Annotated in this window: 9 protein-coding genes; 3 read left to right on the top strand and 6 right to left on the bottom strand. The window is 44.6% G+C overall.

Features of this window, described 5'->3' with window-relative positions; all coding sequences use genetic code 11:
* Positions 1 to 44: 44 nt before the first annotated feature.
* The 4 genes from ACHUFZ_RS14600 to apbC form a co-directional block, all read right to left on the bottom strand.
* Positions 45 to 1,436, bottom strand: a complete 1,392-nt coding sequence (locus ACHUFZ_RS14600; RefSeq protein ID WP_394127720.1) for a methyl-accepting chemotaxis protein — start codon at positions 1,434 to 1,436, stop codon at positions 45 to 47.
* Between the two features lie 478 nt (positions 1,437 to 1,914).
* Positions 1,915 to 4,068 carry an AsmA family protein gene (locus tag ACHUFZ_RS14595; RefSeq protein WP_394127719.1) on the bottom strand — a complete coding sequence of 718 codons (2,154 nt, stop codon included), beginning with the start codon at positions 4,066 to 4,068 and terminating at the stop codon, positions 1,915 to 1,917.
* Positions 4,069 to 4,218: 150 nt separating this feature from the next.
* Positions 4,219 to 4,860 carry a uridine kinase gene (gene udk / locus ACHUFZ_RS14590; RefSeq protein ID WP_134835104.1) on the bottom strand — a complete coding sequence of 214 codons (642 nt, stop codon included), beginning with the start codon at positions 4,858 to 4,860 and terminating at the stop codon, positions 4,219 to 4,221.
* 247 nt (positions 4,861 to 5,107) lie between these two features.
* On the bottom strand, positions 5,108 to 6,181 hold the full coding sequence (gene apbC / locus ACHUFZ_RS14585; RefSeq protein ID WP_394127718.1) for an iron-sulfur cluster carrier protein ApbC: 1,074 nt from the start codon (positions 6,179 to 6,181) through the stop codon (positions 5,108 to 5,110).
* A 156-nt stretch (positions 6,182 to 6,337) separates the two neighbouring features.
* On the opposite strand from apbC, the gene metG reads away from it, so the two are divergent.
* The 3 genes from metG to ACHUFZ_RS14570 all read left to right on the top strand — a co-directional run bounded on the left by metG (position 6,338) and on the right by ACHUFZ_RS14570 (position 10,023).
* The gene (gene metG, locus ACHUFZ_RS14580; RefSeq protein WP_394127717.1) at positions 6,338 to 8,398 is read left to right on the top strand and encodes a methionine--tRNA ligase; all 2,061 of its coding nucleotides are present in this window, start codon (positions 6,338 to 6,340) and stop codon (positions 8,396 to 8,398) included.
* A gap of 214 nt (positions 8,399 to 8,612) precedes the next feature.
* Positions 8,613 to 9,425 carry a hypothetical protein gene (locus ACHUFZ_RS14575; protein WP_394127716.1) on the top strand — a complete coding sequence of 271 codons (813 nt, stop codon included), beginning with the start codon at positions 8,613 to 8,615 and terminating at the stop codon, positions 9,423 to 9,425.
* Between the two features lie 118 nt (positions 9,426 to 9,543).
* Positions 9,544 to 10,023, top strand: coding sequence for a YehS family protein (locus ACHUFZ_RS14570; protein ID WP_394127715.1), 480 nt, complete (start codon positions 9,544 to 9,546; stop codon positions 10,021 to 10,023).
* A gap of 98 nt (positions 10,024 to 10,121) precedes the next feature.
* On the opposite strand, the gene udp is transcribed toward ACHUFZ_RS14570, so the two are convergent.
* Both udp and ACHUFZ_RS14560 read right to left on the bottom strand, forming a co-directional pair.
* Positions 10,122 to 10,880, bottom strand: coding sequence for a uridine phosphorylase (gene udp / locus ACHUFZ_RS14565; protein WP_126575671.1), 759 nt, complete (start codon positions 10,878 to 10,880; stop codon positions 10,122 to 10,124).
* A 261-nt stretch (positions 10,881 to 11,141) separates the two neighbouring features.
* Positions 11,142 to 13,451 (bottom strand): zinc/cadmium/mercury/lead-transporting ATPase, encoded by a 2,310-nt coding sequence (locus tag ACHUFZ_RS14560; RefSeq protein WP_394127714.1) that lies wholly within the window; start codon positions 13,449 to 13,451, stop codon positions 11,142 to 11,144.
* Positions 13,452 to 13,494: the final 43 nt, after the last annotated feature.

Below are 13,494 nucleotides of genomic sequence, written 5' to 3'. Positions count from 1 at the left end.
GATTAGCTGGCAGCAAAGGTTACAATGCTGCCAGCTTTCTTAGATTATGAGATATAACGACTCAGAAGCTCTTTTTGCCTTTCAGACATAACGGCTAGTTCATCTGAAGCCTCAAAGCAGTGGCCAATACTCTCCGTATTATCTGTTACAATTTCCGACACTTGAACAATGCTTTTAGAAACAGAATCTGTGACCTCCGCCTGCTCTGAGGAAGCAGCAAATACTAACGAGTTTTGTTCCGAAATCTTTTGCACCGCCAAAGTAATCTCATTGAATGCACCTAGGACATGCTGTGATGACTCTTGGCTACCCTTAATCAAGTTCACATTATGAAGCGTCAAATCACTCACAATTGAAGCTTGTTCTTGTAGCGCCTCAATAACATTCTGTATTTCAGCAGTCGAATCTTGAGTTTGAACAGCAAGCCCTCGAACTTCATCCGCAACCACGGCAAAGCCTCTGCCTTGCTCCCCTGCTCTTGCCGCTTCGATAGCAGCGTTCAGAGCAAGCAAATTTGTCTGATCAGAAATGTTATTAATCACTTCAATGACACGACCAATATCTGAAGAGTGACCTTTTAACTCTCCAATCATTTCAGCTGAGCGATTAATTGATTTTGCGACTTCTTCACTACTTCTTTGTGCGTCATCAATATGCTTTTGACCAATTGAAACGAATTCAAGTGCCGAGTCAGATGCTTCTTCTGCCGCGGCAGCATTAGCGTTTACCTCCTTTGCAGTACTCGAGAGCTCAGTCACAGCCACACTTATTTGAGCAAACTGCTCCTTTTCCAAATGCGAACTTTCTCTTGATTGATGCATGATAGAATTTAGCTCTGTTGCTGCTGCTGCAACCCCATCACTGTTGACGTTTACTTGCTCAATAATGTGTCCAATAGACTCCCCTAGGCCATTAATCGAACTCGATAAGCTGCCTAGTTCATTTTTCCCGATATATTGATACCTTACGCTAAAGTCACCGTTAGCCATTTCATTCAGCTTCATAGCTACGTCATTGATTGGTTTGGCAATAGTGCTGGCTACATAAGTAATGAACAACAGAGATACCAAAGAAATGATGGCTAATTCGATGAGGCTGTGAATCGCTACTTGCTCAGCATCCGCTTGGGTTTGACGGAAGTCCTCACGAATACTTGCATTTATCTCATCAGAAAATTCAGCCAAAGATTGGATTAGCTTCGACGCCAATTCGTCCGACTCCTTTAAAAAGTCAGCGTATTCCTCACTATTTACAGAATACGTATTTTTTACTTCTGGAAGTCTTCGGACATGATTATAGTAGTTTTTATAATTCTCTAGTCGCAACTGGGTAGCACTTTTACCATCATCGATAAAGTTTCTCTCAATGCTTTGATACCAAGAGTCTAAAGCACTGATAAACGTCCCATCTAAGCCTTCTCGACCAGCCGCTTTCAAGAACAATAATCTTATTTCATACGTCGACTGTATTTCATTGTCATAAACTGAATTGATCTTGCTGAGAGATGAACTACTGTAGCTATTCAGATTTGTAATATCACTATTCAGGACGTTCAAGTTATAGATATTAACAACGGTAAATAGTACTACCATTGACAAGAACGAGAGCAATAGCTTTGTTTTAATTTGGAGCTGAGATAGGAATTTAACCATACGTCTTTTGTCTCAATATACGTTAATGAATTTAAGACAAAATTACACAGACTTAACAATCGTGTATGTAGGTACATTCTTTTTTAACGGCATCAAGTGTAGGCTTTCCCCTTCAAGGGTAGGAAGAATAAGTAGGAGTCGAGACGGTATTTTAGCCTGAGGTGGCGCAAAAAAGCGTAAGAAATAAGCACCTTAAGCTGATAGTTTTATCCAATTAGGAAAACCGAGCAAACATTGCGTTCGCTCGGTTTTTGTACAGATTTTAGTTAAAAAGTCCTTTCAGTAAACCATCAACGGCTTTCTTGGTCTCTTCATCTTTAATCTTGTCTGTCAGTTTCTCTACACCACGGTCGATTTCTTTCTGAGCTTTTTGCTTAAGCACATCATCAAACACAAGTTTGAACTTAGGCTCTGCCCATTTACCCGACACATTGATTGGGATAGTGACATCTTTCAACTCATCGATGTCTTTACCGCCTTGCCCTTCTAGCGTACCAACAACAGAAGTGCTGACCGTGAAGTCGACCGTTTGATTAATGTAGTTTGCTGCGCCGTTACCACGAATTCTCAGTAATGGAGACTGCATAGTCAGGTCGTTGGTCGATACATTGCCTTTATTCAGCTTCAGGGTTGCTTTCATCGCGCTAAAGTCAGTCTTCTGAACTTCACCTTTCGACTCTACTTTTTGGCCCTTAATCTTGGCGTAATTTTCACGGATCAATTGTGCTACGTTGATGCCATGAACCGCACCGTCTTCGAAGTTAATCGCAATCGTGCCAACCAAGTTCTTCTGAATACCTGTTGGCGTTAGGCTGCTGCCTTTGACATCAACATTAATATTACCGGTACCTTCTAGCATATCGTTATTCGCCACATCTTTAAGCAGCGGTAACACCTTAACGCCTTTGATGCGCTTTTTCGCTGTGTAAGAAGCTGGAGACTTACGTGCATCAAGTCGTGCAGTGGCACTGATCGAACCTTGGTACAAGTTAGAGGTAAACGATTTCAGCTCTGCAATACCGCGATTCACTGAGAAGCTTGCCTTAACATTTTGCATCTTAGCGTTGTTGGCTTTGAACTTATCGATAGTGATATCGCCCATCACATCTAACGTTTTCAGTGCAGATAGGTCTGGTTCAACTTCTTTAGCGGGCTTTTTAGGTGATGTCTTGGCCGTTTTAGACTCACTGTTAGCAGGCGCTGACTCCGAGTTAGTTTCACTTGCCTTACTTTCTTGAGCCTGACCCAAGCCAAGGAACTCATCCAAATCAATATTTGGGCTGTGCAGTGAGAAACGAACTTTCGGGATGTCTGCCAAAGTAATGTCTGCTTTACCATCAAACGCCAATGCATTTGCAGTCAACTTCTCAAGCACAAAACTCAGGTGGCTCTTGGTTAAATCAAAAGAGAGATCCGACGCCATGTCCACTTTCATTGGTGATTGCGGCAGCGAGTCACCTTTGAATGTCGCATCCAATGTCAGTTGGTTCATCACAACTTTACTGATCGCTTGATCCACTGTCAGTGACGCTGCACCTTTCATATCGATCTCTAAGCCCGCAGCTTGACCCACAACTGAGTATGTCAATGCGTTGGCTTTATCAAACTCAAACGTTTCTAAGCCAATTTTTGCACTGTCGATCTGAGTAGCAGGATCGCTGAAGCTGGCATCTAAGTTGATATTGCGTAGAGCATATTGTTGGAAACCTTTCGCTAGCTTAAATTCAGCATCGCCACTAGCAGCAAATTTCTGCTTGTTCGCTTCGCCTTTCACCGCGAAATCCACTTTGGTCCAGGTGTCCACTGCAAACTCAGAAAGATTCAGTGAGACATCATAGAGCTTAGTGAATGTGCCAGCCTGCTTATCTTGGATTTCAACCGATGCGTTAGATACCGTCACACCGGCTAGATTGATTGTCCACGCAGAAGCACCGCTTTGTTCTGTTGGTGTTGACTCTGCCGGCTTTGAATCTGACGTTGTCGCAGCTGGCGCAGATTCAGTCGCGGTCGCTTGAGCAGTTTGTGCTTGCGTCAACGCATCAATGTTCTTAGAGCCATCTTTCAATGTTTCTAACGAGAAAGCCGCGCCATCTAAGGTGATATTGCCGATTTCTAGTTGTTGGCTGAATAATGGCATCACAGAAACATCGATGCCAACCGTGTCCACTTTGAACATGTTTAGTTGCTCAAAGCCTTGCGGGTTACGCAGCTCTGTTTGGCCGAGCTCAAAACCAATTGATGGGAAAAATTGCCAGCTAATATCACCTTCAATCACAAGATCTAACCCAGTATGGGTTTTCGCTTGCTCGACAATAAGCGGCTTAAACTGGTTAGGGTTAACCAGTACAACGAGCGCAATTATAGCGCCCAAAATTGCAACCACAGGAATTGCAATAAACAGGAACAGTTTCTTCATCAGCATTATCCTTGCTAAACGAGTCTTACCAAACAGGCAACAACCCCAAGTATAAGTCTTCAAAAAGAATATTTGAGACCATAAAAAGAAAGTGGCACTTAAAGTGCCACTTATCTCATAAAAAATAAAGCCTGATTACTTATCAAATGATTAAGCTTTCAGAAGTTTTGCAATGTGCGCTTTTAGTACATCGATAGCGATACGGTTTTTACCACCACGCGGTACGATAATGTCTGCGTATTGTTTCGATGGCTCGATGAACTGCATAAACATTGGACGAACCGTCTCTTGGTACTGCTTTAGAACTGAGTCCATAGTACGACCACGTTCTTCTACATCACGCTTAACGCGGCGTAATAGACAGATATCAAGTGGTGTATCCATAAATACCGTCGCATGCATTAGGTCACGCAGACGTGGGTCAGTCAGAAGTAGGATACCTTCAAGGATGATAACCTTCTTCGGCGTCATCGGCGTAGTATTGTCTGTACGAGTATGATCTGTGTAGCTGTACTCAGGAACTTCTACCGCTTCACCTTTGACTAGCTTTTCTAGATGCTCACACAGTAAGTCGTGATCAAGCGCGCTCGGGTGGTCATAGTTGGTTTTAACACGCTCTTCCATGCTTAGGTGGCTTTGATCGTTGTAGTAGCAATCTTCCGTAATCACACCAATTTGATGATCGCCCACTTTCTCACGTAATTCGTTATAGATAGTGCTCGCGATTAAACTTTTTCCAGAAGCAGACGCGCCAGCAATACCGACGATGACGCATTGATTATTATCAGACATTATTCTTGCACCCGATGATTTAGATTGGTGTCTTATGCTAATACTAGCAGTGCCAGTATGGACAAGCCCTAGGTATGAGCATAATTTTGGATAAACCGCCTGATTATAGGGAGTTAAGACCTTTGTTGCTAGCAAGGATTGTGAAGAAATAAGTAAATAGAATAAAAGCCACTCACGCAATCGATTACACAGAATAAAAACAAAAAGAGCGCTCATTGGCGCTCTTTATTAGTGGATAAAAAATCCGCTATTCGACCATGGTAAACATAATGTTTTCAGGCTTAGTCTTGCCTCGCCAATATAAACGAGAGCTTACTGCTTCTGCCATTGCCAGATATTGCTGCGCATGTTCAGACCCAGGGCGAGCTGCCACTGTCGGCTTGCCATTGTCGATATCTTCACGCATTTGAATATGCAGTGGAATTTGCGCTAACAAATCTAGACCATACTCGCTCGCCATTTGCTCCGCTCCGCCAGCGCCAAAGATGTGCTCTTTCTCGCCGCAGTGACTACAAATGTGGTAGCTCATGTTTTCAACCACACCGACAACCGGCACATCCACTTTGCCAAACATAGCGGCGCCTTTACGTGCGTCAGCCAATGCTAAGTCTTGAGGCGTTGTCACAATCACAGCGCCTGTCACTGGCACTTGCTGAGAAAGAGTCAACTGAATATCGCCGGTACCCGGCGGCATATCAATCACCAAGTAATCCAGTTCAGGCCACTCTGTTTCATTGAGCAGTTGCGACAGTGCTTTTGCTGCCATTGGACCACGCCAGATCGCCGCTTCATCTTTAGAAACTAAATAGCCAATTGAGTGAGTGTAGATACCATGGGCAGCAATAGGCTGCATCCACTTATTGTCACGCACTTCCGGTCTAGCCTCAGTCTGACCAATCATCAAAGGAACCGAAGGACCATAGATATCAGCATCTAGCAGGCCAACTTTAGCACCAGACTGAGCAAGCGCCAGTGCTAAGTTCACCGACGTAGTCGACTTACCTACCCCGCCTTTCGCTGACGTCACCGCAATAACGTTTTTAACCCCTTTAATCTCATGAGCAACATGGGTTTCTAAAGGCTTAGGCGCAATGTTGATTGAGTAGTCAAACTGAGCCACCTCTGCTGACGCTTGTCTACTCGATATCCACTCATTCAGCCCAACAACTAAGTCATTGGCTGCAAAAGGAATATCAATAGTGAAACCTTCCGGTTTCACTGAAACGATATTAGCTGAAGAGGCCCATTCCGAAATAAGAGATGGGTGCTCAAATTGGTTCAACCAATCACAGAAATCTTGCTTTGAAGTGAACTGACGCATAGGTCCTCCTTATGCATCTAATCGTAACACTCCACCAGCCGATACTGAACCCTGAAAAAACTAGGGTTTCCCATATTGGAAGCCTTGGAGTCACTGGTGGGATAAGGTAGTATTACTCTCTATTTTTTTATACATCATTAGAAGCGAATATTAAGTATGGCGACTGATCCAAGAAAACTACTGGTCACTTGTGCCCTTCCGTACGCTAACGGTTCGATTCACCTAGGTCATATGCTTGAACACATTCAAGCGGATATCTGGGTTCGCTACCAACGCCTACGTGGCAACACTGTAAACTTCATCTGTGCTGACGATGCTCACGGCACGCCAATCATGCTAAAAGCACAACAGATGGGTATTACGCCAGAAGAGATGATCGCTGCAGTAAGTGAAGAGCACCAAAAAGACTTCGCTGGCTTCGATATTAGCTTTGATAACTACCACAGCACACACTCTGAAGAGAACCGTGAACTGGCTTCGCACATCTACCTAGAGCTTAAGAAAAACGGTTTCATTTCTAGCCGTACTATTTCTCAGCTATTTGACCCTGAGAAAGAGATGTTCCTACCGGATCGTTTCGTAAAAGGTACCTGTCCTAAGTGTAAGTCAGAAGACCAATACGGTGATAACTGTGATAACTGTGGTGAAACGTACAGCCCAACTGAACTGATCGATCCTAAATCAGCAGTATCTGGCGCGACACCAGTCATGAAAGATTCAGAGCACTTTTTCTTCGACCTGCCTCAGTTTGAAAGCATGCTACAAGCGTGGACTCGCTCTGGCTCACTTCAATCTGAAACAGCGAACAAGATGCAAGAGTGGTTCGAGTCTGGTCTACAGCAGTGGGATATCTCGCGTGATGCACCTTACTTCGGTTTCGAAATCCCAGGTGAAAAAGACAAATTCTTCTACGTATGGCTAGACGCACCGGTTGGCTACATGGCTTCATTCAAGAACCTATGTAACAAGACTGAAGGCCTAGACTTCGATGAGTACTGGAAGAAAGACAGCACAACTGAGCTTTACCACTTCATCGGTAAAGACATTGTTTACTTCCACTCGCTATTCTGGCCAGCAATGCTAGAAGGCTCTGGTTTCCGTAAGCCAAACAACGTATACGTACACGGCTACGTAACGGTAAACGGTGCGAAGATGTCTAAGTCTAAAGGCACATTTATCAAAGCAGCGACGTACCTAGATCACCTAGATCCAGAATGTCTACGTTACTACTATGCAGCGAAACTAAACAGCCGTATTGATGACCTAGACCTTAACCTTGAAGACTTCACTCAGCGCGTTAATGCTGACGTAGTAAACAAGATTGTTAACCTAGCATCTCGTAATGCTGGCTTCATCAGTAAGCGTTTTGAAGGCAAACTATCTGCTAACTTCGCAGAAACTGAGCTATACAATGAGTTCGCTGCAGCAGCTGGTCGTATCGCAGAGCTATACGAGACGCGTGAATTTGGTCGTGCAATCCGTGAAATCACGGCACTGGCAGACAAAGCAAACCAATACGTTGATGAGAAAGCACCGTGGGTTGTTGCGAAAGAAGAAGGTAAAGACCAAGAGCTACAAGACATCTGTTCTGTTGGTATCAACCTATTCCGTGTTCTGATGACTTACCTGAAACCGGTAATGCCAGAGCTTGCTGCACGTACTGAAGCGTTCCTAAACGAAGAGCTAACTTGGGAAGGCATCACCGCACCACTAACGGATCACGAAATCACTAAGTTCAAAGCATTGTTCAACCGCATCGATCCTAAGAAGGTTGAAGCGATGATCGAAGCTTCTAAAGAAGACGCAGCAGCAGAAGTTGCAGCAAAAGAAGCGGCAGAAGCAGCTAAGAACAAAGCAAGCCAAACAGAGCTAGACAAAGATCCAATCGCAGACGAGATTGAATTTGATGCTTTCGCTGCAGTAGATATGCGTATCGCACGTATCATATCTTGTGAAGAAGTGCCAAAAGCAAACAAACTGCTTAAGTTCCAACTAGACATCGGCGGTGAAACTCGCCAGGTATTCTCTGGCATTAAGTCAGCGTACAAACCTGAAGAGCTAGAAGGCAAGCTAACGGTAATGGTAGCTAACCTAAAACCTCGTAAGATGAAGTTCGGCATGTCTGAAGGCATGATCCTAGCCGCTGGCCCTGGTGGCAGCGACCTATGGATTCTTGAACCGCACGAAGGCGCTCAGCCTGGTATGCGTGTAATGTAAGCCTAGGTTAACCGATAGACTAAACCCCGCTTTGATAGCGGGGTTTTTTATTACTTTTTAATCACTTAGCTTTCACTACTATGGGGACTAACTGCACCAACTAAGAACAAGACGATTACCAACAAACACTCAAGCCATTGAAATATAAAGAAACTTAACCATGGCACCAAACATGCCTACCACTTTATAGGTAAAACATATAAAGGAGTTGGCTATGTTTGTATTACTTTCATTACTTTGTTCATGTGCCGTCTTGGCTTTTCTATTTCATTATTCGAAAAAGCGCCAAGTCATACTACAGCGCAAATTCGACACTCTTGTTCAACTGCGAACCCTACTTCGTTTGTGTCGAGAGCACCGAAAGCTCAGCCACCATGCACTCAGCGCAGCAGTAACCGATAAGTCTTTGCACAGTACCAATACACTCTATGCCGAGATCATCGAGTGCTCAAATAACCTTATTGCTACCGCCCCGTTTGACAATAAGCCCATGTATCGAATCTACCAGTTAAAACTAAAAGCAATGCATGATGACTGGCATACGCGCTCTGTCTCGCGCAATCAAATTATTCATGGTAAAGCGATTCGTCATGCGATGTTCTTGATGGATGAAATCGCCTTGGCTTGGCTCATCGAATCAGAGCGTGAAGACCTCAGCGATGAGTATCACTTAAACTGGCAACAAATACTTGAAAGCATGGAAGTGCTGACTCAACTTCGACTGTGCATTCCAGACAGTGAGAGTCCAGACGGGTTTATGCGACTTAAATACTACTGTGACAAAACGCGAAGAAAGCTCAACCAACTGTCATTAATTAGTCCGCTTTCGGTCGCCTCACCAGCCAGTATTGACTCAATTCATCAGCTAACCGAGATTTCTTCAGCAATGAGTCTACCGATCAGTACCGAAGAGATGTACAGCGTTACCAGTGATATTTCAGCGACCATCTCTCAGGTTTATGATCAGATGCTATCTGAAATGTCAGAGAGCCTATATCTTCCTCTCCCTTCAATCGCTTATTCATAATTTAGTCGTCATATGGGCACGGCATGTGCCCTTTTATTTCTATCGCTATACAAGCAACTCTGCTAAAGTCACGCCCAACTATATCTCGTCAGCGATGACTTACCACAAAGAGAATCTTGTGACTAATAACGAAATCTTACGCCGTATCCAGCATTCACTTAATTTGAAAAACACTCAAATAATGAAGGCTTTTGAGCAGGTAGATACCACGGTAGCACCTAACCAAGTCAACGACTGGCTAAAGGCAGACTCAGATAAGTCTATGACTAAGATGAAAGACAAAGAGCTTGCTCTATTTCTTAATGGTTTCATCAACCTCAAACGCGGTAAGAAAGAGGGTGAACAGCCAAAACCAGAGCAAACACTGACCAACAACATGATTTTCATGAAGCTACGCATTGCTCTGAATATGAAAGCAGAAGATGTGTTGGATGTTCTCGAAGTGGTTGGTGTTAGCCTGAGCAAATATGAAATCGGCGCTTATTTCCGCAAGCCAAACAATAAGAACTACAAAGCATGTGAAGATCAATTGCTATGTGATTTCTTAAGCGGCGTCCAGTTCACTAATCGCCCTGATTCAGAAGAGTTTGTCGCTTAAGCGCTAACTTATCTGCCTAGATACAAAAAACCTCAATTGGTTCATCCCAATTGGGGTTTTTGTTTATCTGTAAAGGTGCTTATTACTCAACTGAGTATTTAAAGCATCTTGCGTGCAGCTTCTACTACAACTTTGATCGAACGAGCTTCTGTCTCTTTCAGTGTTGAGTGGTCTGGAATCTCTTTCTGCGTACGGTTGATGATTACACCGGCAACACAACCTGCTTTAAGACCAGAGCTTGCACACATGGTAAGTAGTGTTGCAGATTCCATCTCAAAGTTAAGTACGCCCATGTCTTGCCATTCTTGCATAGAACCTTGGAAACGCTTAACAACACGGCCAGAGAAAGTATCGTAACGCTCTTGACCTGGGTAGAAGGTGTCACTTGAAGCAGTTACACCCATGTGTACTGTTGCGCCTGATTCTTCAACTGCCGCTTTCATCGCTGTTGCTACTTCAAAGTCCGCTACTGCTGGGAACTCCATTGGAGCAAAGTGTAGACTTGCGCCATCTAGACGAACAGAGCCCGTTGATACAATCATGTCACCCACGTTTACATGTGGTTGAATCGCACCAGTAGTACCAACGCGTAGGAAAGTACGAACACCAAGCTGAGCTAGTTCTTCAACTGCGATAGATGTTGATGGACCACCGATACCTGTTGAACAAACAACAACAGGCTTGCCGTCAAGCTCTGCACGGTAAAGTGTGTATTCACGGTGACTTGCGAGGAATACTGGGTTCTCCATTTCCTCTGCAATTTTTTGTACACGCGCTGGGTCACCTGGAATGATAGCCAGAGTTGCACCAGCAAGATCTTCTTGAGTAACACCAAGGTGGAATACAGCTTGAGACATAGGTCGCTCCTTATGATGGCAAGTCAGCCGATGAGTTAGGTCTGCTTGCTCTATAAATTTATCGGGTACAGGAGATACTCTAACTAACCACTGAACTCTTTGAAGTGACAATGATCACAAATAAGATCGCAACAAATAATTACATTACACACAAAAACGGTTTACATCACACTTTACCGCAACAGTTACTGCTAATTGCATAAAAAACAGCCCTTCCATCAAAGATGCAGGGCTGTTTCATTGAGAGCTCTCGCTATAGATTTAGGCTTGATCGAGCTTAGATTTGAACTTAAGTAGCCTTAAAGCATTCAGCGTTACAATGGCAGTCGCACCGCTGTCAGCCAGTACCGCAACCCAAAGGCCTGTAATACCCAATAAGCTTGTGACCAAAAAGACACCTTTTAAGCCAAGCGCAAGCGCGATATTTTGGCGAATGTTAGTCAGCGTCGCTCGTGATAGCTCAATCATCCCCGCAAGTTCTAGCAAGCGGTTGTGAGTGATTGCCGCATCTGCGGTCTCAAGCGCGACATCGGTTCCGCCTCCCATCGCGATACCAATGCTCGATGCTTTCATTGCGGGCGCATCATTAATACCGTCGCCGACCATCGCGACATTACCTTGCGCAGATAGCTGTTCAACATAGGTCACTTTATCTTGTGGTAGAAGGCTCGCTTTAAAGTCGATATCAATCATTGAGCTAATAGCCTGCGCACTGCGCGGGTTATCACCTGTTAACATAATTGAATGAATACCTAGGCCTTTCAGGGCTTTAACTGCCTGAGCTGAGTCTTCTCGCAAAGTATCTTGCCATGCGATCAAACCAATCGGAGTGGTTTGGCTTTCAAGCGCCACAACAACCGTTTTGCCTTGGTTTTCCAGTTGCTCAATTTGATTTGTCAAAGACTCATCAAGGTCTATGGTCAACTTACTTGGCGCTGATACTTGATATTCAACCCCTTCAACTAAGCCACGCACACCACTACCGACTAACGCCTGCTTGTCTTGAGCCTCAATGATCTCAATACCCAGCTGTATGGCTTTATTGACAACAGATACCGCCAGAGGGTGACTCGAACCGACTTCAATCGCTGCGACTTTGGCTAGCAGTGATTCTTTTTGCCAGCCCGACAAAGCCACTACATCCGTCACTTCCGGTTTACCTTTAGTCAGTGTCCCGGTTTTATCAAAGGCGATGGTCTCAACGTTGCCGAGCTGCTCTAGTGCCGCGCCACCTTTAATCAATGCACCACGACGCGCTGCCGCCGCTAAGCCTGAGGTAATGGCCGCTGGTGTGGAGATCACCAGTGCACAAGGACACGCAATCAATAACAGTGCTAGACCACGATATACCCATGTTTCCCATGGCTGAGCAAACAGTAGTGGAGGCGTAATGATGACCAGTAGCGAAACCAACATCATTAGCGGCGTATACCAACGGCTGAACTTATCTAAGAATCGTTCTAGTGGCGCTTTGCGTGATTCTGCTTCTTCTATCAAGTGCAAAATACGGTCAATGGCGTTTTCACCTTGCTTAGAAGTAATGGTAAAGCGCACCACTTTATCAACCGCTACCGCGCCAGCCATTACTGATTCGCCTTGGTAACGTTCAACAGGGATCGACTCTCCGGTTAAGGCACTTTCATCAAAGCTTGCTAGCGCATCGGTTAACTTGCCATCTGCAGGTAAACGGGCGCCAGGAGAAACTTCAATCATGTCACCCGGTTGTAATTCACTCGCCGACACTTCAACGCGCTTACCATCAATTATCTTGGTTGCCGTTTCAGGCACCAGTTCCATTAATGCTTGAACACCGCTACGCGCTCTTGATGCAGCAAAAGCTTCTAGTTGCTCACCAATCAAAAACAGTAGCAACACCATCGCCGCTTCAACCGTTTCACCAAGATAAAGGGCACCAATGGCCGCAACACTCATCAAGGTTTCAATCGCAAACGGAGTACCTGAGCGCGCTAAACTGATCGCTTTTTTACCAATTGGATAAAGACCTGCTAAACAGGTAATGAAGAATAGCCATTCACTTACTTGAGGGAATGCAGGCTTCAAAACTGCAGCAATAGCCATCGCAGAAGCAATCGCGATCACTTGACTATTTTGTTTGATAACAGCCTTCCAGCCTTTAGGTTTTTCTTTTTGATTCGATTCGCCAGGATTAGAAAACGTAAAGCCAGTATCTAGGATGGTTTGTTCAACCAACTGAGCAGCGCCCGAGCTGTCTGATTTAATCACGAGCTTTTCTGTCGCAAACAGAACCTTCGCTTCTAAAACCCCTTCGACACGATTAACGGCAGTTTCTATTTTTCGGGCACAAGATGGACAGTCCATCCCGTTAACTTTCCAACTTTGGGTGAAGCGTGCGGAAGAGCTTCCGGACTCACCTTCTTCGTCAGTCGGATCCGCCCCACTGCTGCAACTGTTCGAGCTACAACAGCCTGATTCTGTTGTACTGACATCCGCCATTTGAATCGTAGCGATTTTAGGGCTTGAACATGAGCCTGTTTGGGAAGGATTTGCCGCAATTTTCTCAGAGCGGCATGCTTGATGTTTTGTGCACATATGTTTATCTCCATTCATTGTACACATCAAGTTTAAACCTTAG

The organism is Vibrio hepatarius, from assembly GCF_043642085.1.
Taxonomy (GTDB): Bacteria; Pseudomonadota; Gammaproteobacteria; order Enterobacterales; family Vibrionaceae; genus Vibrio; species Vibrio hepatarius_C.
Note: the sequence above shows the minus strand (reverse complement) of the source record. Positions and strands in the feature narration are given on the sequence as shown.